This is a genomic window from Limnohabitans sp. (assembly GCF_036804465.1).
GTDB lineage: Bacteria > Pseudomonadota > Gammaproteobacteria > Burkholderiales > Burkholderiaceae_C > Limnohabitans.
The window spans coordinates 1-21,404 of record NZ_DAIRSK010000007.1 but is presented as its reverse complement, the minus strand read 5'-3'; the positions used below and the strand labels follow the sequence as shown (position 1 = coordinate 21,404).

Below are 21,404 nucleotides of genomic sequence, written 5' to 3'. Positions count from 1 at the left end.
GAGTAACGCTGGGCCAGCTTTGCTGCATAAATCGTTTGGAGATTTCCCCCTGGCAACCACCAGGGCGCTTGGTAATTCCAAATCAATGCAAGACCTGTGGGGCTTGATGCGCTTGGGCATGCGTTGGGGCAGTGCCGGGGCTCGCATGGTGCGCCACCATGCGCCAACCTTGTGCTGTTCTTTGATAGACGTTGGTGGCAACAACCACAGCTTCTTGTTTTCCGTCCGTGGTGACCAAGGCAACGCGCTCGATCACATTGTGCATCGCGCTGGTGAGAGATTCGACTTTGCAAATGTGTTCCGGCCGTGCGGCGATGACGCCGTTGGTGAACATGGCCTCAAACGCCGCTCGGATGCTCGCGCTTCCGACCAGGCGTGGGCCACCGGGGTGCACGCACACGATGTCGTCTTCGTCGGCCCAACATCCCATGAGTTTTTCGATGTCCCCCGTTTGTAGTGCTTCGTAAAACTGGGCTTCAATGATGTCGGCAGAACCGCCTACGGTGGCTGCTTGAAGTTTGGCTTTAGGCATGAGGCAAATTTTCTACTTTTTTAGCGCAATAAAAAAGCCCCGACCGCGAGGTGGGGGCTTTTAATACGCCAACTTGCACAGCAATTACTTGTGGGCACGGTAGCGGCGCAAGGCCGACAATTCAGCCGCCAAAATGTGCAGCTCTGAACGAGCACGCGCCAAATCGACTTCTGTTTTCGCGTTCTTCACGGCTTCTTCTGCTGCGAGTTTGGCCGCGTTTGCTTTTTCTTCGTCCATGTCTTTGCCGCGCACAGCGGTATCCGACATGACCGTGACGCAGTTTGGTTGCACTTCAAGAATGCCACCTGCGACAAAGACAAACTCTTCCCCACCATCAGCTGTGTGAATGCGCACCGAACCGGGACGGATGCGTGAAATCAGCGGCGTGTGGCGCGGGTAGATACCGAGCTCGCCTGCCTCGCCTGGCAAAGCCACAAAAGTGGCTTCGCCTGAGAAGATCAACTCTTCAGCGCTGACAACATCTACGTGGATGGTACTCATAGGATCTCTCAGATCTTCTTAGCTTTTTCGAATGCTTCGTCAATGGTGCCGACCATGTAGAAGGCTTGTTCTGGCAGGTGGTCACACTCGCCGTTCACAATCATCTTGAAACCACGGATGGTTTCAGCCAAGGTCACGTATTTACCGGGTGAACCCGTGAACACTTCAGCGACGTGGAAAGGCTGAGACAAGAAACGTTGGATCTTACGAGCGCGGGCCACAGCCAGCTTGTCGTCAGGCGCCAATTCGTCCATGCCCAAAATCGCGATGATGTCACGCAATTCTTTGTAGCGTTGCAATGTGCCCTGCACAGCGCGCGCAGTGGAGTAGTGCTCTTCGCCCACCACCAACGGGTCCAACTGACGGCTGGTGGAGTCGAGTGGATCTACCGCTGGGTAGATACCCAATGAAGCGATGTCACGAGACAACACAACAGTGGAGTCCAAGTGAGCAAAGGTGGTTGCGGGTGATGGGTCGGTCAAGTCATCGGCAGGCACGTAAACGGCTTGGATGGAAGTGATAGAACCCACTTTGGTAGAGGTAATACGCTCTTGTAAACGGCCCATTTCTTCGGCCAACGTAGGTTGGTAACCCACCGCAGAAGGCATACGACCCAACAAGGCGGACACTTCGGTACCAGCCAAGGTGTAGCGATAAATGTTATCCACGAAGAACAACACGTCTTTGCCTTCGTCACGGAATGATTCAGCAATGGTCAAACCTGTCAACGCCACGCGCAAACGGTTGCCTGGGGGCTCGTTCATCTGACCGTAGACCATGGCCACTTTAGACTCGTTCAAGTCTTTCAAGTTCACCACGCCTGAGTCGGCCATCTCGTGATAGAAGTCGTTACCTTCACGGGTACGCTCACCCACACCAGCAAACACGGACAAGCCGCTGTGTGCTTTGGCGATGTTGTTGATGAGTTCCATCATGTTCACGGTCTTGCCAACTCCGGCGCCACCAAACAAGCCGACCTTACCGCCTTTGGCGAACGGACAGACCAAGTCGATCACCTTGATGCCGGTCTCGAGCAATTCTTGCGAAGGGCTGAGTTCGTCATAGGCGGGTGCCTTGCGGTGAATCGTTGCAGTTTGTGCTTGGTCAACAGGACCACGTTCGTCGATGGGGTTACCCAATACGTCCATGATGCGGCCCAGTGTGGCTTTGCCCACGGGTACTGTGATGCCAGCCCCCGTGTTTGTCAGCATCAGACCACGACGCAGACCATCGGAAGTACCCAGCGCAATGGTGCGGACGATGCCATCACCAAGCTGTTGCTGAACCTCCAGAGTCAGTGCAGTGCCTTCGAGCTTGAGCGCGTCGTAGACCTTGGGCATTTGGTCGCGAGGAAACTCGACGTCCACCACCGCGCCAATACATTGAACAATCTTGCCCTGAACGCCTGCGTTCACTTGGGTGTGCTCTTGAGCCATATTACTTTTGCTCCAAAAATTAAAATCAGACAGCAGCCGCACCAGCAACGATTTCCGAAAGTTCTTTCGTGATCGCTGCTTGACGCGTCTTGTTGTAAACCAGTTTGAGTTCGTTGATCACGTTCCCAGCGTTGTCGGTTGCAGACTTCATCGCAACCATACGGGCCGATTGCTCGGATGCCATACTTTCAGCCACAGCTTGATACACCATCGCCTCTACGTAGCGAAGCAACAACTCGTCGATGACGGTTTGTGCATCCGGTTCGTAGATGTAGTCCCAAGTGCCGTGACCTTCGTGAGTTTTCAGCGCATCTGCCGACAAAGGCAGAAGTTGCTCAACCACAGACTCTTGCTTCATCGTGTTGATGAATCTTGTGTAACACAGCTGGACCGAATGGATCTCGCCCGCCACATACGCATCCAACAACACTTTGACAGGGCCAATGAGTTTGTCGAGGTGAGGGGTGTCACCCAGCTGCGTCGCATGCGACACAATTTTGACGCCCGAACGACCCAAGAAACCCAGACCCTTGTTGCCGATGGCCACTGCTTGCGCTTTATGGCCCTGGGCTTGCAAGTCACGCAGTTTGACAGACAACATGCGCAACACGTTGGTGTTGAGGCCGCCACACAAACCTTTGTCTGTGGTCACCACGATAAAACCAACATCCTTGGCACCGTTCAACACCATGAAGGGGTGAACATATTCAGGGTTGGCCTTGCCGAGGTTGGCCGCGACGTGACGAATCTTCTCGCTGTAAGGGCGAGCCGCACGCATGCGCTCTTGCGCCTTACGCATCTTTGACGCAGCGACCATTTCCATGGCTTTGGTGATCTTCTTGGTGTTTTCCACCGATTTGATCTTGCCGCGAATTTCCTTACCTGCTGCCATGTGAGGCTCCTTGTGTCAGGTACGGATTAAGCGAAGGTTTTCTTGAACGCAGTCAGTGCTGCGGTCATTTCGGCCTCTGCGTCTTTGTCCATGGCTTTGTCGGCTTCGAGTTTGGCCAACAAGGCAGCGTGCTTAGCTTTGAGGTAAGCGTGCATTTCATTTTCAAAGTGCAGGACTTGTTTGACTTCGATGTCATCCATAAAGCCTTTGTTCACCGCAAACAAGGTTGAAGCCATGATGCTGATGGACTGAGGGCTGTACTGAGCTTGCTTGAGCAATTCTGTCACGCGAGCACCGCGGTCGAGTTGCTTGCGTGTGGCTTCGTCGAGATCAGAAGCGAACTGAGCAAACGCTGCCAATTCACGGTACTGAGCCAAGTCGGTACGGATACCACCGGACAAGTTCTTGATCAACTTGGTTTGCGCTGCACCACCCACACGAGACACTGAGATACCCGCGTTGATCGCAGGACGGATGCCGGCGTTGAACAACGAGGTTTCCAAGAAGATTTGACCGTCCGTGATTGAAATCACGTTGGTTGGCACGAAGGCGGACACGTCACCCGCTTGGGTTTCAATGATGGGCAATGCCGTCAATGAACCAGTTTTGCCTTTGACGGCGCCTTTGGTGAAGTGCTCGACGTAGTCGGCATTCACGCGGGCAGCGCGCTCGAGCAAACGGCTGTGGAGATAGAACACGTCGCCAGGGTAGGCTTCGCGACCTGGTGGGCGACGCAGCAGCAAAGACACTTGACGATAAGCCACAGCTTGCTTAGACAAATCGTCGTACACGATCAAGGCGTCTTCGCCACGGTCGCGGAAGTATTCGCCCATGGTGCAACCTGAATAGGCTGACACGTATTGCATCGCCGCAGACTCAGAAGCAGAAGCTGCCACAACGATGGTGTATTCCATCGCGCCAGCTTGCTCCAAAGCGCGCACCACGTTTTTGATCGACGAGGCTTTTTGGCCAATCGCGACGTAAACGCAGGTCATGTGCTGACCCTTTTGGTTAATGATGGCGTCGATCGCGACAGCCGTCTTACCCGTTTGGCGGTCACCAATGATCAATTCACGTTGACCACGGCCGACTGGCACCATCGAGTCAACCGACTTGAGACCGGTTTGCATGGGTTGGCTCACAGATTCGCGAGCGATCACGCCAGGCGCGACCTTTTCGATCACGTCAGTCATCTTGGCGTTGATGGGGCCTTTACCGTCAATCGGCTGACCCAAAGCGTTTACCACGCGACCAATCAGTTCTGGGCCAACTGGCACTTCCAAAATGCGACCGGTACATTTGACAATGTCGCCTTCAGAGATGTGCTCGTACTCACCCAAGATCACGGCGCCTACCGAGTCGCGCTCGAGGTTCAGGGCCAGACCGAATGTGTTGTTGGGGAATTCCAACATTTCGCCTTGCATCGCGTCTGACAGACCGTGCACGCGAACGATACCGTCGGTCACCGACAAAACGGTGCCTTGATTACGAACGTTGGCATCAGTGCCCAAACCTTCGATACGGCTCTTGATCAGCTCAGAGATTTCTGCTGGATTGAGTTGCATGACTCTTTCCTTCTTTCTTGTTAGGGCTGACAGGCATTAAGCCGTCAGCGCAACTTTCATTTGATCTAAACGGGCTTTGACAGAAGTGTCTAACACTTCGTCACCCACCACCACGCGAATACCGCCAATCAGCTCGGGCTGTACGGCCACAGAGACATTGAGTTTGCGGCCAAAACGCTTTTCAAGTGCACCTTTCACATCAGCCAAAGCTGCTGCGTCGATGTCAAAAGCGCTGTACACCACAGCATCTGCCGTACCGCTTTGCGCGTTGACGTGTGCGCGGAATTGCGATGCCACTTCAGGCAAAGCACTCAAGCGACCGTTGTCAATCACGGCTCGCAAAAAGTTTTGCGCAGCAGTTGACAATTTGGATTTGGCAACACCCACGATCAAATCAAACACTTGGTTTGATGTGACTTTGGGGCCTTCTGCAAATTGCAGCAATTGGGCGTTCCCAGCGATCGCTGCAAGCTCATCGAGCCATGCAGCGGTACCACTTAGGTCTGCGGCCGAAGCCTTGAACAAAGCTTCTGCGTAAGGGCGGGCAATGGTGGCGAGTTCGGCCATATTGTCCTCTTACAGCTCAGTCTTCAGACGACCCAACAAGTCGGCGTGAACGCTGGCGTTGACTTCCTTGCGGAGAATCTGCTCTGCGCCTTTGACAGCCAATGCAGCCACTTGCTCGCGCAGGGCTTCACGTGCTTTCACGACTTCTTGCGCAGCTTCAGCGTGAGCAGCGGCCACAATCTTTTTCGCTTCATCCGAGGCGTGCGCCTTGGCTTCGTCGATCAAGTGCTGGGCGCGGCGTTCGGCATCAGCCAACAAAGCGGTAGATTCGTTGCGGGTTTCAGCCAGCTTCAATTCCACTTCTTTGTGCGCGTTGGACAGTTCAATCTTGGCATGTTCGGCAGCAGCCAAACCATGGGCAATTTTTTCTGAACGTTCATCGAGTGCGCTTGCGATGGGTGGCCACACGAATTTCATCGTGAACCACACCAAGACCGCAAAAACGATCATCTGGACGAACAGGGTTGCATTGATACTCACGGCAACACCTTTCTTTTGGTAGTTGCGAGAATTACTTCAGGACGAAGGGGTTCGCGAAAGCGAACATCATGGCGATACCAACGCCGATCAAGAACGCAGCATCGATCAAACCAGCCAACAAGAACATTTTTGTTTGCAGCTCGTTCATCAACTCAGGCTGACGTGCAGCTGCTTCGAGGTACTTGCTACCCATGATGCCGATACCGATACAAGCACCGATAGCACCCAAGCCAATGATGAGGCCAGCTGCGAGTGCTACATAACCGAGGACGTGTTCCATTTGTTGCTCCTAAAGAATGGATGAGAAAGAAAAGTTAAGAAAAACCGAAATCAGTGCGCCTTAATGGGCGTCATGTGCTTGACCCACATACACCAGCGTCAACATCATGAAGATGAAGGCTTGCAATGTGATGATCATGATGTGGAAAATAGCCCAAATAGAACCAGCAATCACGTGACCGATGGGCAGCAAGACACCTGGCAATGTGGCAGCCGCAGCGCCACCCATCAAGGCAATCAGCATGAACACCAGTTCGCCAGCGTACATGTTGCCGAACAGTCGCATGCCATGTGACACTGTCTTGGCCGCGAATTCAATCATTTGCATGACGAAGTTAACTGGCCACAAGAGGGGATGAGCACCGAATGGTGCGCAGAACAACTCATGCACCCAACCGCCGACGCCTTTGATCTTGATGTTGTAGAACACACAGATCAACAAAACAGAAGTAGATAAGCCCAAGGTGGTCGACAAGTCAGCCGAGGGCACCACACGCATGTAGGCGTGGTGCGGATCACCACCATTGGCGCTGTAGATCAATTCCCAAATTTTGGGAAACAAATCAACAGGGAACAAGTCCATGGCGTTCATCAAGAAGATCCAGACAAACACCGTCAAAGCCAATGGCGCCACCAACTTGCGGCTTTCAGCGCTGTGAATAATGCCCTTGGCTTGGTTGTCTACCATTTCAACCAAGATTTCCACAGCAGCTTGGAACCGGCCTGGCGCGTGGGCAGTTGCACCACGGGCAGCGCGCCACAAAAAGTAGCTAGCAACCACACCCAACAACACTGACCAGAAAATGGAATCGAGGTTGTAAACGGAGAAGTCAATGACGCCAGCCATCGGCTTGTTTTGCAGATGCGTCAGATGGTGAACGATATATTCACCAGAGGTCGGACCATGTTCAACAGACATTCGTTCGCTCTTTTTTAAGTTGGATTAACCGGGTAAAACACCTTGCGAAAGCCTAGCGCTACCCAATACACCTTCATTGTCACAATCAGACCTACCAACATGGCAGGCCAGCTCAAATCGATTACCAAACGTGGCGCCGCAAGCAGCATGGCCACCGTCAGGCCTATCTTGACCATCTCCCAGAGGAAAAAGCCAAACACTGCAGCGCCAACATTTTCAGAGGCAACCCGACTGGTTAAGCCTCGTGCAAACAACGCCGCGGGAATAATCACCGCCAAAGCGCCGTATCCCGCAGAATAAACAGCTGACATGCGCCCTGACACCAACCAGACCAGCCAAGCCACCAAAAGCCCTAGCAACGCCTGGACTCCCACCACCCGCCACACCGACAGAAGGGGCTGACGTTTGCGCAATTCGGCTGCCTGTTGGGCAGTGAGTGGCTCAAACGCCTCTTGTTCGTTATCTTGATCTTGCGGCTGTATTCTGGTCATGTTTGTTTACGCCCAGGTTACATCCGCTAGTTCTGTATACAGCCCAGTATTGTACGTGATAACCCATATGTATTTAATTTCCCGAACCAACAAGAGGATAATTTCAGGCATGACCAGCACAAGCCCCCTCCCAGAAAATCCTCGCACAGATTCGCTGATCGAGTATCCGAGCCTTTTTCCAATCAAGGTGATGGGGCTAAAGGTTGATGGCATGGTGCACGCCGTGACATCCATTGCCGAACAATTCGACCCTACATTTGATGCAACCACCATAGAGCTGCGTGAAAGTTCAGGCGGCAAGTATTTGGGTGTCACCATCACCGTGACTGCAACCAGCCGCGAGCAGCTCGACGGACTGTATCGCACCCTCACCTCTCATCCAATGGTGAAAGTGGTGCTGTGATCCAGCACCTCGGCCTTGTGCCGTACCTGCCGACTTATCAGGCGATGCAGGATTTCACGGCGATTCGCACGCCCGATACACCTGATGCGATTTGGATCTGCGAGCACCCCCCTGTTTTCACACAAGGCCTTGCTGGCCATGAAGACCACTTGCTAGCCCCTGGCGACATCCCTGTGGTGCGCACCAACCGCGGAGGACAAGTCACCTTTCATGGACCTGGCCAAGTCTTGGCCTACCCTCTGATAGACCTCAAACGCTTGGGCTATTTCGTCAAAGAGTATGTGTACCGTATTGAAGAAGCGGTGATTCGCACACTCGACCACTTTGGCGTGACGGGCCATCGCGTCTCTGGCGCTCCCGGCATTTATGTTCGCCTAGACGATCCGCATAGCCATGCCATATTGGCACAGCGCCCACAAAAAGACGCCAGCAAAACACCCGAATTTACAGGCCTCGGAAAAATCGCGGCACTCGGCATCAAAGTGAGCCGTCACTGCACTTATCACGGCGTGGCGCTGAATGTCGCCATGGACTTAAGTCCCTACCAACGCATTAACCCTTGTGGTTATCCAGGTTTGCAAACAGTTGACCTTTCTACAATCGGCGTATCGGTCAGTTGGCATGAAGCCGCTGATGTTTTGAGTCAAAAGCTCGTTACCTATTTAGCGCCCTGACCCCAAGGCGTCCAACACAGGCTTGATTGCTATGTCCTCCCCAGACAATTTAGTGGTGCGCGAAGCGCAAACCGTCGAGAACTACAACGCTTCGGCCAAACAAAAAGCGGCTGCCAAGCTGTCCCGCATTCCCATCAAAGTGGAACAAGCTGAAGTACTCAAAAAGCCCGATTGGATTCGCGTCAAAGCTGGCTCGCCGTCCACGCGTTTTTATGAAATCAAAGATATCTTGCGCGCCAATCAATTGGTAACTGTGTGTGAAGAGGCAAGCTGCCCCAACATTGGCGAATGCTTTGGCAAAGGGACGGCCACCTTCATGATCATGGGTGACAAGTGCACCCGCCGCTGCCCATTTTGTGACGTGGGCCATGGCCGTCCTGACCCACTCGATGTGAACGAGCCAGACAACTTGGCCAAGACCATTGCCGAGTTGAAGCTCAAGTACGTGGTGATCACCAGCGTGGACCGAGACGATTTGCGCGACGGTGGCAGCCAACATTTTGTGGACTGTATTCTTCGCACGCGCGCGCTGTCACCTCAAACGCAAATTGAAATTTTGGTGCCTGACTTCCGCGGCCGCGATGACCGCGCTTTGGAAATCCTCAAAGCCGCCCCCCCCGACGTGCTGAACCACAACATGGAAACAGTGCCGCGTCTCTACAAAGAAGCAAGGCCCGGCAGCGACTATGCGTTCAGTTTGAATCTGCTCAAGAAGTTCAAAGCACTCCACCCCAATGTGCCGACCAAAAGTGGCTTGATGGTGGGCTTGGGCGAAACTGACGAAGAAATTTTGCAAGTCATGCAAGACATGCGCGATCACGGCATCGACATGCTCACGATTGGCCAATATTTGGCGCCAAGCACCAGCCATCTTCCGGTTCGCCGCTATGTGCATCCGGACACTTTTAAGATGTTTGAGGAGAAAGCCTACGAGATGGGCTTTATCCATGCAGCGGTCGGCGCGATGGTGCGAAGCAGCTACCACGCCGACCAGCAGGCCCACGCGGCATCACAAGCTTCTACCGCTTAGTTGCCATCCATTCGGCTGGATCATCGCTGGCCAGCACCTCTTGTGCCCAAGCCTCGAGGCGGGAAGTGTCAGCACGAATCACCTCTTGCTTGACCGCCAAGATTTGCGTAGGGTGCATCGAAAAACTTCGCAAGCCTAAGCCCAGCAGCAAACGGGTCATGGCGGGGTCGCCCGCCATTTCGCCGCACACACTCACGCCCTTGCCTTGGATTCGGCATTCAGAGATGGTGTCTGCCAACAATCGCAACACGGCGGGGTGCAAGGGGTCGTACAAATGCGCCACCAACTCATCGGCGCGATCGATGGCCAAGGTGTATTGAATCAAGTCGTTGGTGCCAATCGACAGGTAGTCAAAGTGGCGCAAGAACATCTTCACACTCAGCGCGGCCGCAGGCACCTCAATCATGGCGCCTACTTTGACGGGACCAAATACATCACCACGCGCATCGAGTTGCTTGCGTGCTTTGTCGAGCAAGGCTAATGTTTGTGTGATTTCACGCGCATGGGCCAGCATGGGGATGAGCAAGTGCACTTGTCCATGTGCAGCAGCACGCAAGATGGCCCGCAACTGCGTTAAGAACATGGCCGGATCGGCCAAACTCCAACGGATGGCACGCAAACCCAAAGCGGGGTTGAGGTGCGTTTCATCTTTCACTGTGCGGTCTAGGGGTTTATCTGCGCCAATGTCCACCGTGCGGATGGTGACAGGCAAACCCTTCATGCCGTCAACTGCACGCTTGTAGGCGAGGTATTGCTCTTGTTCATCGGGCAGAGATCCGGCGCGTCCCATGAACAAAAACTCACTGCGAAACAAGCCCACGCCCACCGCACTCACCTCCATCGCAGCGGGTGCGTCCTCAGGCATTTCAATGTTGGCTAACAACTCAACTCGTTGGCCATCCAGGGTGACCGAGGGGGTGTGTCGCAAACGCAAAAGGCGCTCACGCTCTAAATCGGCTTGGCGCTGTTTGAAGCCGTACTCGGCCAAAATAATAGGCGACGGGTTGACAATGACCACGCCAGCATCCCCATCAATGATGATCCAGTCGTCTTGTCGCACCAATTGACTTGCGGTGCGGGCGCCCACGACCGCAGGTATATCCAAGCTACGCGCCACGATGGCGGTGTGTGATGTTTTGCCCCCCACATCGGTGACAAAGCCGGTGAACACACTTTGCTTGAACTGCAACATGTCTGCAGGTGACAAATCGTGCGCCACCAACACCAAGGGCACGTCCATCTCGTCGTCGAGTTGCAGGTCTTGCTGACGGGGTGGGTTGCTGCGCTTGGCCGACGGATGCGGCATCACATGAGCCACTCCCTTCATGTGACGCAACATGCGCTCAACGACTTGCTCTAAGTCACCTTTGCGCTCACGCAAATAGGCATCGTCCATGTCGTCAAACTGTCTTGCCACCACATCGAGCTGCGAGGTCAGCGCCCACTCTGCGTTGTAGAAACGTTCTTTGATCCAAGCACTCACGCCATCCGCTAGCATGGTGTCTTGTAACAACATCAGATGGACCTCCAAAATAGCAGACAGCTCTGGGGGCGAATCTTTGGGAAGATGGTCATGCAAGGCTTGCAATTCAACGATCACTGCCTCGCGCGCTGTCACCAATCGCATGAGCTCTGCGTCAACCTGCTCCGGTTCAACGAAGTAATGCGCCACATCCACGCGACTTGACGCCACCAACACCGCACGTCCAATGGCGATGCCGCGAGCAACTGCAAGACCGTGAATAGAAAAGGTCATGCGCGCTTACTCCCCTTCGCCAAATTTGTCAGCCATCAAAGCCATCAAGGCATCCATGGCTTCTTGTTCTTGAGGGCCGTCAGTTTCAACTTCGACTTGGCTGCCGATGCCTGCGGCCAGCATCATCACACCCATGATGCTTTTGGCGTTCACGCGGCGATCGCCTTTGCTGATCCAAACCTCACAGGGAAAGCTTCCTGCGAGCTTGGTGAGTTTGGCCGATGCGCGTGCGTGCAAACCTAATTTATTGCTGATGGTCGTGGTACTTTTGATCATGGATTGGATTATGTTGAGCTTGAGGTGCAGTGAAGGCGACTTGCATCACACCTTGTGTGCCGCCTGTGAGGGCTCGCGCCACCAAGGCTTCTAGGGGCTCATGGCGATAACACACGCTGCGATACAGCATTGGCAAATTGACGCCTGCAATGAGTTTGGCACTGCTGCCAGCCACTAATTTTTGCGCCACATTAGCAGGTGTCGCGCCAAAGATATCGGTCAAAACAAGCAGGCCTTCGTGCAAGGCTGTGCCAGCAGCGTGAATGGCTTGCGCGAGGGTGTCCTCGGGATCTGCGTCTGCACAGACGTCAAGGGCGATGACATCAGCCGAACACTCGCCATAGACATGCATGGCGCAATCGCGCAAAGCTTGGGCCAATGGCGCGTGGGCAATGATCAGGATGCGATTGCTCATAAAAAGGAAAGTGTGTTTTGTGAATTATCAGCCTTGTGGCTTGTGCTTCAAAAAGTAGCTGTACGAGACGATGCAGCAAACTAAAAACACTGCCATTGCGCCTTGAAAAGCGTGCGCCTCGGCCCATGCCATCGCTTTAAATGCGTCAATCATCAAGCCCATGCCCCACTGCACCACAAAGACGCCCAAGAACAACACCAAGTTGTATGCTGACAATGCGCGCCCAGCCAATGCTGATGGAAATGCCATCCCAACCGCGGGTTGCGCCAAAGAGACGAATGAGCTGAAGACGCAAAACAACACCCAATGCAGCGCCCCCGCCTCTTGTCCGCCAAAAACGATGGCCACTTGCGCGCACAAACTCAAGGGTACGCCGTAAGTGAGTAATTGATTGGCGTCATAACCGCGCGCCGTCAGGCTTGGCGTCACTAGCCCCCAAAGCCAAAAGGTCAACAACATGCACACATTCAGCCAAAAGAGTCCTGTAGCGGCCTCTAGCGGGGTGTATCCCGCCACCTTGACCATCCACGGTCCGGCCCACAAAGTTTGCATGGCAATCATGCCGCCGTAGTTAAAAAACCCGATGGGTGCCAGCCGTCGAAAATATGGGTTCGTCCACACCTGTTTGTAACTGGCCAGGATTCCTGGGGCTGGGGATACGCTTGTTTTCTCCCTCGGCAGCTCCTCTTGTAAACGCCATCCGGGTACTTTCCAATAAATCACACCCATGGCCAAGGCCACGAGCAAGGCCAGCGCCACGAATATCCAGCGCCACCCCGCCCATGGCAACAACCATTGCACGGGCAAAGTTGACATCAACATGCCCAAAGCGCCAGTCATCAACATCCAAGAGTTGGCACGCTGCTGCTGCTCCAAGACCAACCAACGGCGATAGCCTGTGAGTGGCGCCATCAAACAAGCGCTGACACCGACGCCTATCAACACACGTGCCAACAACAAACCTGTGAAGTCATGGGCCCATGCAAAGGCAAAACAACCAAGCACTGCCACGCATAAAAAGCTCAGCACCACCCGCTTTGGGCCATGTCGATCCAGCCAATGCCCCATTGGGAGTTGTGTGATGGAAAAGCCTAGAAAGTAGGCACCCGCCAACAGTCCCAAATCTCTGGCCTGCAAACCAAACTCATCGGTCAATATCGGTGAGAGTGTGGCTGTGATGGCTCGCAGCAAAGTAGACAAAAAATAGGCCACCGCAAAGGCCGCAAATACCCACACTGCGGTTCGCTTGGGCAAGATGTCTGGGTTCAAGGCCATTGGATTCCTGACATGTATGTTTCGGCCGCTTCTGCAAAGGCTTTGTCATTTGGTTTGGCATACACCGCTGCTTGGTAAATCGTTTGATCGGTGATGAACCAGACGAATTGGGCTTGATGCGTGTTGTTGATCACACGGGTTACCAACGTGGCAGCGGCTCGCGCACCTTGGATCTGGCCTGCCCCAGCGACCACTTGTGATTCATCGGCTTGGATAGAAGCCAAGCTGGCCAATCGCCATGCATCGCGCAACTCTTTGGTTGAGGCTGTGGGCGGCACAGCCAACTCCGCCAGAGCAAAATTCATCTTGCCCGCTTCGCACGCCTGCATATGCAACTGTGTCGAGACGTCTTTTGAATTGACGCGCAGTGTCACGGAACGTGTGGCCTGTTCGGGTTTACAAGGCATTAACACTTGGACATGGTTCTGGCTTGACTGCACCTGACGCCAATTCAAAGTAGGCGTGCATCCAAGCAAGCAGGACACACCGACCAGGCACATCCCGTATTTAAATAATTGCGTCAATCGAGACAAGGTCAAAGTATGCGCTCACATGAAAAGGGGCACCACACACTGTGCGGTGCCCCATGAATTAATCTTCAAGATTTAGTTACTTGCCACGGAAGTCATCGTGGCAAGTCTTGCAAGTGGCCGCTGTTGCGTTGAAGGCGGACTTGAATGCGTCCTCTCTGCCTCCCTTGGCTGCGGCCACCAGTTTGGCAGATTCGGCTTGAAACTTTTCAGAGTTTTCTCTGAACTTCGCGTTTTGTGTCCAAATTTCACTCTTGGCCCGCGTATCCCCTGTGTCAGTCCCTTCTCCAAACGCTGCCCAAGGGAGTTTGGCCATCGTCGCCACAATTTCCGCATTGTCTGTCGCAACTTTGCTGTCAAATGGAACTCGCCCTTGGGCCATCGCACCCAAACGTCCAAAATGCGCACCTCCTACGGTGAATGCCGCTTTGCGGTATTTGATCGCATCTTCTGGCTTGGCGAATTGCGCCGAAGCACTCAAGCTGATGGTTGTGGCGCTGATAGCCAACACAGCAAGCATGATTTTTTTCATCATCCGTTTTCCCTTTTTGAAGTTAAAAATTCCACATTGGTGGTAATGAGTTTACGATCTCTGGTCGCGATTATTGCAACCCATTGAACAGTCTGCCATGACATCAAATTCACAACGAAGTCCCATACGGGTCTGGGATCTACCCACTCGCGTTTTTCACATCATGCTCATCGCCGCTGTCTCAGGCTTGATCATCACGGGTCAATTGGGTGGTGACCTCATGCGTTACCACTTTTGGTTTGGGTATGGTGTGTTGTCTTTGATCTTATTTCGTTTGGTTTGGGGTGTTGTTGGGGGGCGTTGGTCGCGATTTGTCAACTTTTTTCCAACACCCTCCAATATCCTCAACCACTTGCGTGATTTACGACATCGCCGTCACAAGCAAATCATTGGTCACAACCCGCTGGGTGCACTTTCCGTGTTCGCGATGTTGTTGGCTTTATTGCTTCAAGTCTTCAGTGGTTTGATGAGTGATGATGAAATAGCCAATGCGGGCCCGTGGTCTAGTTTGGTTTCGTCTGAGTGGGTAGGGTTTGCGACCAACTTTCACACCGAGATTGGAAAACCTGCTTTGATTTCTTTGCTGATTTTGCATTTACTTGCAGTTTTGTACTACAAGTTTGTGAAACATGAGGATTTGCTGACGCCGATGCTCAATGGCGACAAGGACTTACCAATCCACACCCCCCCATCGCGCGACAGCCTCACCTCACGCATTTGTGCATTAGGCGTTTGGCTGGGCTGTGCTTATGTGGTCTTCAGGCTGGTGAATTGGTCTTGAATTAAGACTTGAGTTGACCCAGCAATGTGGCCGCATCGCTGACTTCGAATTTGCCAAGGCCTTCTACGTTCAGATGAACCACTTTGCCGTCTTTGACGAGCATGGAGTAGCGGTTGCTACGCAAACCCATGCCACGGGCCGTGAGATCGAGTGTCAAACCTGTGGCTTGCGCAAAATCGCCGCTGCCGTCACCCAACATCCGCACCTTACCGTGCGTGTGTTGCTCGCGAGCCCAAGCGCCCATGACAAAGGCGTCGTTCACACTCAGACACCAAATTTCATCGACGCCAGCGGCTTTGAAATGTTCGTAATTCTCCACATAGCCAGGCACATGCTTGGCAGAGCAAGTGGGTGTGAAAGCGCCAGGGAGCGCAAACAACGCGATTGTTTTACCTGCAGTAGCTTTGGCCACATCAACGGCATTTGGCCCAATGCTGCAACCTTCACCTTCAACTTCTGAATATTCCATCAGGGTGGTGTGCGGCAAGGTGTCTCCAACTTTGATCATGATGTCTCCAAAAAAATGACGTTAAAAAAACAAAAACGACCCACATTGTGGGTCGTTTTCCTTAGCCTTGCAGAGCCGAAGCCCTTTGGGTTTTAAACCTCAGCAGCTTTCTCGACCAAACGGGTCGCAACCCAGTTTTTGGTTTTCGAAATTGGCTTGCTTTCAGTGATCTCGATCATGTCGCCCAAGTGGTATTCACCTGTTTCGTCATGTGCGTGATACTTGCTCGACTTCGCAACAATTTTGCCGTAAAGCGCGTGTTTCACACGACGCTCCACGAGCACTGTCACTGTTTTAGCGCGCTTGTCGCTCACGACCTTGCCAACCAAGGTGCGCTTGAGGGATTTTTTAGCTTCCGTCATGTTTGCTCCTTAAGCTTTCGGGGTTGCAGCGGCTTGCTTTTCAGCAAGAATGGTTTTCGCACGTGCAATGCTGCGACGTGTTGAACGCAGCTGTGACGTGTTGTTGAGTTGTTGCGTACCTTTTTGCATGCGCAAGCCAAAGTGAGCTTTTTGCAACTCTTTGACTTCCACTTCCAAGCCGGCAACGTCTTTTTGGCGCAGTTCAGCAGCTTTCATTTCTTATTTCTCCTGAATTACTGGCCGATCATGCGAGCCACAAACGTGGTGCGCAAGGGCAGCTTTGCAGCAGCCAGACGGAATGCTTCACGGGCCAACTCTTCGGGCACGCCTACGATTTCGTAGAGTACCTTACCGGGTTGGATCTCTGCCACGTAGTACTCGGGGTTACCTTTGCCGTTACCCATACGCACTTCAGCAGGCTTTTGGGAGATCGGCTTGTCAGGGAACACACGAATCCAGATACGACCGCCACGTTTGACGTGACGGGAAATCGCACGTCGTGCGGCTTCGATCTGGCGGGCCGTCAGACGGCCGCGGTCAGTGGATTTCAGGCCGAAGTCACCGAATGCAACCGTGTTGCCACGTGTTGCGATGCCGGTGTTGCGACCTTTTTGTTCTTTGCGGTATTTACGGCGTGCTGGTTGCAGCATGCTTATTCTCCTGTTCCGTCCGCAGCCGTGCCAGTGGATGCGGGCGCGACAACCTTGCGGACGCGCTTGACGGCAGTTGTAGGGGCACCAGCAGCTTCAGCGGGTTTATCGCTGCCATCTGTTGGTGCGGCATTGGTCCCAGCTGGGCGACGAGCGCCTGGCCGTGCGGGACGATCGCCTGTGGGGCGAGCATCTCGACGAGGACCGCGAGGACGACGCTCATCTTCAGTACGGGGCTCAGCAGCTGCCGGTAGGTCATTACGACCTAAGGTGTCGCCTTTGTAAACCCACACTTTGACACCAATGATGCCGTAAGTGGTTTTAGCTTCAGATGTTGCGTAATCGATGTCTGCACGCAGAGTGTGAAGTGGCACACGACCTTCACGGTACCACTCGGTACGTGCGATCTCGATGCCGTTCAAACGACCTGCCGACATGATCTTGATGCCTTGGGCACCCAGACGCATGGCGTTTTGCATCGCGCGTTTCATCGCGCGACGGAACATGATGCGTTTTTCGAGCTGTTGGGTGATGCTGTCAGCGATCAATTGCGCATCGATTTCAGGCTTGCGCACTTCTTCGATATTGACTGCGACGGGCACGCCCAAACGCGCTGCGAGTTCTTTCTTCAAGTTCTCGATGTCTTCGCCTTTTTTGCCGATTACCACTCCAGGACGAGCCGAGAAAATGGTGATGCGTGCGCTTTTAGCGGGACGCTCGATGAGCACACGAGAGACGGAAGCGTTTTTCAGCTTGGCCTTCAAGTACTCGCGAACTTTGATGTCTTCAGCCAGCATGCCAGCGAAGTCTTTGTTGCTGGCGTACCAACGGCTAGCCCAGTTGCGGCTGACTGCAAGGCGAAAACCAGTGGGGTGGATTTTTTGTCCCATATCTTCCTATACCTTTCAGTTGCCGACTGTCACGTAAACGTGGCAGGTAGGCTTGCTGATACTGTTACCGCGGCCTTTGGCGCGGGCAGTGAAACGCTTGAGCGTGGCACCTTTTTCAACGTAGATGGTTTTCACCTTCAACTCGTCGATGTCTGCACCGTCGTTGTGTTCAGCGTTGGCAATCGCAGATTCCAAAACTTTCTTGACAATACCCGCAGCTTTTTTCTGCGTGAATGTCAGGATATTCAGAGCCTGGTCAACTTTTTTGCCGCGGATCATGTCCGCGACCAAACGGCCTTTGTCGACCGACAAACGGACGCCCCTAAGGACTGCACGTGTTTCCATGGTCTTTCCTTATTTCTTCTGGACTTTTTTGTCCGCGGGGTGACCTTTGAAGGTACGCGTCAAAGCGAATTCGCCCAACTTGTGACCCACCATTTGGTCAGTGATATACACGGGCACGTGTTGCTTGCCGTTGTGCACAGCGATGGTCAAGCCGATGAAATCGGGCAAGATCATGGAACGACGTGACCAAGTTTTCACTGGCTTTTTATCTTTGGTTGCAATGGCCTTGTCGACCTTGGCAACCAAATGATGGTCAACAAACGGACCCTTTTTGAGAGAGCGAGTCATTTGTTACCCCTTACTTTTTACGACGCGACACAATCATGACTTGTGTGCGTTTGTTGTTACGGGTACGGTAGCCTTTGGTCAGGTTACCCCATGGGTCAACTGCATGACGGCCTTCACCGGTGCGGCCTTCGCCACCACCGTGAGGGTGGTCTACTGGGTTCATCGCGACGCCACGCACGGTTGGGCGAATGCCCATCCAGCGCTTGACACCGGCTTTGCCCAGTTGACGCAAGCTGTGTTCTTCGTTTGCAACTTCACCAATGGTGGCGCGGCATTCAATATGGATCTTGCGAACTTCACCAGAGCGCATACGCACTTGAGCGTAAGTGCCTTCACGAGCCAACAGCGTCGCTGATGTGCCCGCTGAACGCGCGATTTGCGCACCAGCACCTGGCTTGAGTTCGATACAGTGAATGGTCGAACCCACCGGAATGTTGCGAATTGGCAAGGTGTTACCCGCACGAATCGGAGCTTCCGAACCGCTGAGCAACGATGCGCCAATTTCCAAACCACGTGGTGCAATGATGTAGCGACGCTCGCCGTCTGCGTAACACACCAAAGCGATGTGTGCCGTACGGTTTGGATCGTATTCAATGCGTTCCACTTTTGCAGGGATTGCGTCTTTGTTACGCTTGAAATCCACCACGCGGTAGTGATGCTTGTGACCACCACCCTTGTGACGGGTGGTGATGTGACCGTTGTTGTTACGACCCGATTTTTGGTGTTGGGGTTCCAACAACGGCGCGTAAGGTTCACCTTTGTGAAGGTGATCACGGGTAACTTTGACGACGCCACGCTGTCCGGGCGACGTCGGTTTCATCTTGATGACTGCCATGATTAAGCGGCCTCCCCAGAGATGTTGAGCTCTTGACCAGGCTTGAGGGTGACATAAGCCTTGCGAACGTTGTCGCGTCGGCCCATGGACTTACCAAAGCGCTTGGACTTGCCTTTTGTGTTGACCACGTTCACGCTTTGCACTTCAACCTTGAACATCAATTCCACAGCGGCTTTGATCTCAGGCTTAGCAGCGTTTTGCAGCACTTTGAAGGTGACGACGTTTTGCTTTTCTGCAACCATCGTGGCTTTTTCAGACACGACAGGAGAGACCAACAATTGCATCAAACGACCTTCGTCGAATTTGGTTTGCTTGTGTCCGTGGCTCATGCGAACATCTCCTTGAGTTGGTCCATGGCACCCTTGGTCACGAGGACTTTGCGGTAGTGCACCAATGACAATGGATCTGCATAGCGAGGCTCAACCACCAACACGTTGGGCAAGTTGCGTGAAGCCAAGTACAAGTTGTCATCAACTTCTTCGGAAATCACCAACACCGACTCAAGGTTCATGGCCTTGAATTTAGCTGCCAACAGCTTGGTTTTAGGAGCATCAACTTTGAGAGACTCGACCACAGCCAGACGACCTTCGCGGGCCAACTGGGACAAGATCGAAGCCATACCTGCGCGGTACATCTTTTTGTTGATCTTTTGTGTGAAGTTCTCGTTGGGCATGTTCGGGAAAATGCGACCACCGCCACGCCACAAAGGCGAAGACGTCATACCCGCGCGAGCGCGGCCAGTGCCTTTTTGCTTGAACGGCTTCTTGGTGGAGTGCTTGACTTGCTCACGGTCTTTTTGGGCACGGGTGCCCTGACGTGCGTTAGCTTGGTAAGCCACCACGATCTGGTGAACCAGATCTTCGTTGTATTCGCGACCGAAAACGGTTTCTGGCGCGTCGTACTTCGACGCAGCCTGGCCTTGGTCGTTTAGGAGTTCGACTTGCATCAGATCGCTCCCTTCGCTTTGACGGCGGGATGCACAGTCACGAAGCCACCAGCTGAGCCAGGCACAGCGCCACGGATCAACAACAGTTGGCGAGCTTCGTCGATGCGAATCACGTCGAGGTTTTGTGTGGTCACAATGTCTGCGCCCAAATGGCCGGACATGCGCTTACCGGGGAACACGCGACCTGGGTCTTGTGCCATACCGATAGAGCCAGGCACATTGTGCGAACGGCTGTTACCGTGCGACGCGCGCTGTGACTTGAAGTGGTGACGCTTGATGGTGCCAGCAAAGCCTTTACCAATGGTTGTGCCTTGCACGTCCACCTTTTGGCCCACAGCAAACACATCAGTCACTGGCACAGTAGCGCCTGCGGCGTACTTTGCTGCGATTTCTGCAGTCACGTGGAATTCTTTGATGATTTCACCGGCTTCGACGCCTGCTTTCGCAAGGTGTCCAGCCATTGGCTTGGTCACGCGAGATGCCTTGCGTGCGCCGAATGTGACCTGCAAGGCCACATAGCCGTCGTTTTCCTGGGTTTTGACTTGGGTCACACGGTTGTTAGACACATCTACCACCGTGACAGGGATCGAATCCCCATCATCAGTGAACAGACGCATCATGCCCACCTTGCGTCCCAGCAATCCCAAACGGATGCTTTGACTCATTGTTTTCTCCAAAACTCTCACCGCAACCACTTCAATTGGCAGTTACGTTTTTGCGTGAAAGACGGTTGATAAATCCCCATGCAATTTGCACAGAGCCCGCAAGTATACCGCGGAAAACCGCGCCAAGAGCAACTACTCTTTGGCGCGGGGGTTGAATAGGCTATGAACCTACTCGCAAGTCACACTAAAGTTTGATTTATTGCAACTTGATTTCGACGTCCACGCCCGCTGGCAGGTCAAGTTTCATCAAGGCATCCACTGTTTTGTCAGTAGGGTCCACGATGTCCATCAAACGCTGGTGGGTACGGATTTCGAGCTGGTCACGGCTGGTCTTGTTGACGTGCGGTGAACGCAAGATGTCAAAACGCTTCATGCGTGTCGGCAAAGGCACAGGGCCCTTGACAATCGCGCCGGTGCGCTTGGCAGTGTCAACGATCTCAGCCGCAGACTGGTCGATCAATTTGTAGTCAAACGCCTTCAGGCGGATGCGGATCTTTTGCTTAGAGGACATTTAAATTCCTCGATTAGGCAATGATCTTGGCAACCACACCCGCGCCAACGGTCTTACCGCCTTCGCGAAT

The 21,404-nt window shown here is 53.5% G+C and carries 32 protein-coding genes; 4 read left to right on the top strand and 28 right to left on the bottom strand.

Annotated elements, in window-relative coordinates:
* Positions 1-82: 82 nt before the first annotated feature.
* The 10 genes from V7Q41_RS05040 to V7Q41_RS04995 all read right to left on the bottom strand — a co-directional run bounded on the left by V7Q41_RS05040 (position 83) and on the right by V7Q41_RS04995 (position 7,662).
* Positions 83-532, bottom strand: a complete 450-nt coding sequence (locus V7Q41_RS05040; protein WP_333843673.1) for a YybH family protein — start codon at positions 530-532, stop codon at positions 83-85.
* Between the two features lie 84 nt (positions 533-616).
* Positions 617-1,033, bottom strand: a complete 417-nt coding sequence (locus tag V7Q41_RS05035; protein WP_333843670.1) for a F0F1 ATP synthase subunit epsilon — start codon at positions 1,031-1,033, stop codon at positions 617-619.
* Positions 1,034-1,041: 8 nt separating this feature from the next.
* Complete coding sequence (gene atpD, locus V7Q41_RS05030; RefSeq protein ID WP_333843667.1) at positions 1,042-2,469, bottom strand: F0F1 ATP synthase subunit beta; 1,428 nt, start codon at positions 2,467-2,469, stop codon at positions 1,042-1,044.
* Between the two features lie 25 nt (positions 2,470-2,494).
* Positions 2,495-3,361: a F0F1 ATP synthase subunit gamma gene (gene atpG, locus V7Q41_RS05025; protein ID WP_333843665.1), complete on the bottom strand. Its 867-nt coding sequence runs from the start codon at positions 3,359-3,361 to the stop codon at positions 2,495-2,497.
* Between the two features lie 26 nt (positions 3,362-3,387).
* Positions 3,388-4,926: a F0F1 ATP synthase subunit alpha gene (atpA, locus tag V7Q41_RS05020; protein WP_333843662.1), complete on the bottom strand. Its 1,539-nt coding sequence runs from the start codon at positions 4,924-4,926 to the stop codon at positions 3,388-3,390.
* Positions 4,927-4,962: 36 nt separating this feature from the next.
* On the bottom strand, positions 4,963-5,493 hold the full coding sequence (locus V7Q41_RS05015) for a F0F1 ATP synthase subunit delta (RefSeq protein ID WP_333843659.1): 531 nt from the start codon (positions 5,491-5,493) through the stop codon (positions 4,963-4,965).
* 9 nt (positions 5,494-5,502) lie between these two features.
* Positions 5,503-5,973: a F0F1 ATP synthase subunit B gene (locus tag V7Q41_RS05010; protein WP_333843656.1), complete on the bottom strand. Its 471-nt coding sequence runs from the start codon at positions 5,971-5,973 to the stop codon at positions 5,503-5,505.
* A gap of 31 nt (positions 5,974-6,004) precedes the next feature.
* Positions 6,005-6,253, bottom strand: a complete 249-nt coding sequence (gene atpE / locus V7Q41_RS05005) for a F0F1 ATP synthase subunit C (protein ID WP_100147432.1) — start codon at positions 6,251-6,253, stop codon at positions 6,005-6,007.
* Between the two features lie 60 nt (positions 6,254-6,313).
* Positions 6,314-7,171, bottom strand: a complete 858-nt coding sequence (gene atpB / locus V7Q41_RS05000; RefSeq protein WP_333843651.1) for a F0F1 ATP synthase subunit A — start codon at positions 7,169-7,171, stop codon at positions 6,314-6,316.
* A 14-nt stretch (positions 7,172-7,185) separates the two neighbouring features.
* A complete protein-coding gene (locus V7Q41_RS04995) occupies positions 7,186-7,662 on the bottom strand; it encodes an ATP synthase subunit I (RefSeq protein ID WP_333843648.1) in 477 nt (158 codons plus the stop codon).
* Between the two features lie 109 nt (positions 7,663-7,771).
* Here V7Q41_RS04995 and V7Q41_RS04990 point away from each other — a divergent pair, with 109 nt between their 5' ends.
* From V7Q41_RS04990 to lipA, 3 genes are read left to right on the top strand one after another with little or no spacing between them, the layout of a single operon-like run.
* On the top strand, positions 7,772-8,065 hold the full coding sequence (locus V7Q41_RS04990) for a YbeD family protein (RefSeq protein ID WP_333843646.1): 294 nt from the start codon (positions 7,772-7,774) through the stop codon (positions 8,063-8,065).
* 44 nt (positions 8,066-8,109) lie between these two features.
* Entirely contained in the window at positions 8,110-8,739 is a 630-nt protein-coding gene (gene lipB, locus V7Q41_RS04985; RefSeq protein ID WP_333843644.1) for a lipoyl(octanoyl) transferase LipB, read from the top strand.
* A gap of 31 nt (positions 8,740-8,770) precedes the next feature.
* Positions 8,771-9,769, top strand: coding sequence for a lipoyl synthase (gene lipA, locus V7Q41_RS04980; protein ID WP_333843642.1), 999 nt, complete (start codon positions 8,771-8,773; stop codon positions 9,767-9,769).
* On the opposite strand, the gene ptsP is transcribed toward lipA, so the two are convergent.
* From ptsP to V7Q41_RS04950, 6 genes are all read right to left on the bottom strand, one after another.
* The gene (gene ptsP, locus V7Q41_RS04975; RefSeq protein ID WP_333843640.1) at positions 9,759-11,525 is read right to left on the bottom strand and encodes a phosphoenolpyruvate--protein phosphotransferase; all 1,767 of its coding nucleotides are present in this window, start codon (positions 11,523-11,525) and stop codon (positions 9,759-9,761) included. The two genes, lipA and ptsP, sit on opposite strands and share 11 nt — an antisense overlap.
* A 6-nt stretch (positions 11,526-11,531) precedes the next feature.
* Entirely contained in the window at positions 11,532-11,801 is a 270-nt protein-coding gene (locus tag V7Q41_RS04970; protein WP_333843637.1) for an HPr family phosphocarrier protein, read from the bottom strand.
* A complete protein-coding gene (locus V7Q41_RS04965; RefSeq protein WP_333843634.1) occupies positions 11,770-12,216 on the bottom strand; it encodes a PTS sugar transporter subunit IIA in 447 nt (148 codons plus the stop codon). Before V7Q41_RS04965 ends, V7Q41_RS04970 begins: the two co-directional genes overlap by 32 nt.
* A gap of 27 nt (positions 12,217-12,243) precedes the next feature.
* The gene (locus V7Q41_RS04960) at positions 12,244-13,491 is read right to left on the bottom strand and encodes an MFS transporter (RefSeq protein ID WP_333843631.1); all 1,248 of its coding nucleotides are present in this window, start codon (positions 13,489-13,491) and stop codon (positions 12,244-12,246) included.
* Positions 13,482-13,796 (bottom strand): hypothetical protein, encoded by a 315-nt coding sequence (locus V7Q41_RS04955; protein ID WP_333843628.1) that lies wholly within the window; start codon positions 13,794-13,796, stop codon positions 13,482-13,484. Before V7Q41_RS04955 ends, V7Q41_RS04960 begins: the two co-directional genes overlap by 10 nt.
* A 304-nt stretch (positions 13,797-14,100) precedes the next feature.
* Positions 14,101-14,553, bottom strand: coding sequence for a c-type cytochrome (locus V7Q41_RS04950; RefSeq protein ID WP_333844017.1), 453 nt, complete (start codon positions 14,551-14,553; stop codon positions 14,101-14,103).
* 163 nt (positions 14,554-14,716) lie between these two features.
* On the opposite strand from V7Q41_RS04950, the gene V7Q41_RS04945 reads away from it, so the two are divergent.
* Positions 14,717-15,334, top strand: a complete 618-nt coding sequence (locus V7Q41_RS04945) for a cytochrome b/b6 domain-containing protein (protein ID WP_442918804.1) — start codon at positions 14,717-14,719, stop codon at positions 15,332-15,334.
* Position 15,335: 1 nt separating this feature from the next.
* On the opposite strand, the gene V7Q41_RS04940 is transcribed toward V7Q41_RS04945, so the two are convergent.
* The 12 genes from V7Q41_RS04940 to rpsJ form a co-directional block, all read right to left on the bottom strand.
* Positions 15,336-15,842 carry a peroxiredoxin gene (locus tag V7Q41_RS04940; RefSeq protein WP_333843623.1) on the bottom strand — a complete coding sequence of 169 codons (507 nt, stop codon included), beginning with the start codon at positions 15,840-15,842 and terminating at the stop codon, positions 15,336-15,338.
* Between the two features lie 92 nt (positions 15,843-15,934).
* On the bottom strand, positions 15,935-16,204 hold the full coding sequence (gene rpsQ / locus V7Q41_RS04935) for a 30S ribosomal protein S17 (protein ID WP_333843621.1): 270 nt from the start codon (positions 16,202-16,204) through the stop codon (positions 15,935-15,937).
* 9 nt (positions 16,205-16,213) lie between these two features.
* Positions 16,214-16,420 carry a 50S ribosomal protein L29 gene (rpmC, locus tag V7Q41_RS04930; RefSeq protein WP_333843619.1) on the bottom strand — a complete coding sequence of 69 codons (207 nt, stop codon included), beginning with the start codon at positions 16,418-16,420 and terminating at the stop codon, positions 16,214-16,216.
* 17 nt (positions 16,421-16,437) lie between these two features.
* On the bottom strand, positions 16,438-16,854 hold the full coding sequence (gene rplP, locus V7Q41_RS04925) for a 50S ribosomal protein L16 (protein ID WP_100133884.1): 417 nt from the start codon (positions 16,852-16,854) through the stop codon (positions 16,438-16,440).
* A 2-nt stretch (positions 16,855-16,856) separates the two neighbouring features.
* Positions 16,857-17,744 carry a 30S ribosomal protein S3 gene (gene rpsC, locus V7Q41_RS04920; RefSeq protein WP_333843614.1) on the bottom strand — a complete coding sequence of 296 codons (888 nt, stop codon included), beginning with the start codon at positions 17,742-17,744 and terminating at the stop codon, positions 16,857-16,859.
* A 15-nt stretch (positions 17,745-17,759) separates the two neighbouring features.
* Positions 17,760-18,089: a 50S ribosomal protein L22 gene (gene rplV, locus V7Q41_RS04915; RefSeq protein ID WP_100133886.1), complete on the bottom strand. Its 330-nt coding sequence runs from the start codon at positions 18,087-18,089 to the stop codon at positions 17,760-17,762.
* A gap of 9 nt (positions 18,090-18,098) precedes the next feature.
* On the bottom strand, positions 18,099-18,377 hold the full coding sequence (rpsS, locus tag V7Q41_RS04910; protein WP_108283480.1) for a 30S ribosomal protein S19: 279 nt from the start codon (positions 18,375-18,377) through the stop codon (positions 18,099-18,101).
* A 10-nt stretch (positions 18,378-18,387) separates the two neighbouring features.
* Complete coding sequence (rplB, locus tag V7Q41_RS04905; protein ID WP_333843599.1) at positions 18,388-19,212, bottom strand: 50S ribosomal protein L2; 825 nt, start codon at positions 19,210-19,212, stop codon at positions 18,388-18,390.
* Positions 19,213-19,214: 2 nt separating this feature from the next.
* On the bottom strand, positions 19,215-19,541 hold the full coding sequence (rplW, locus tag V7Q41_RS04900; RefSeq protein ID WP_333843596.1) for a 50S ribosomal protein L23: 327 nt from the start codon (positions 19,539-19,541) through the stop codon (positions 19,215-19,217).
* Positions 19,538-20,158: a 50S ribosomal protein L4 gene (gene rplD / locus V7Q41_RS04895; protein ID WP_104796795.1), complete on the bottom strand. Its 621-nt coding sequence runs from the start codon at positions 20,156-20,158 to the stop codon at positions 19,538-19,540. Before rplD ends, rplW begins: the two co-directional genes overlap by 4 nt.
* A complete protein-coding gene (rplC, locus tag V7Q41_RS04890; RefSeq protein WP_333843588.1) occupies positions 20,158-20,823 on the bottom strand; it encodes a 50S ribosomal protein L3 in 666 nt (221 codons plus the stop codon). Before rplC ends, rplD begins: the two co-directional genes overlap by 1 nt.
* A 196-nt stretch (positions 20,824-21,019) precedes the next feature.
* Complete coding sequence (gene rpsJ / locus V7Q41_RS04885; protein ID WP_019426908.1) at positions 21,020-21,334, bottom strand: 30S ribosomal protein S10; 315 nt, start codon at positions 21,332-21,334, stop codon at positions 21,020-21,022.
* Between the last annotated feature and the right edge of the window lie 70 nt (positions 21,335-21,404).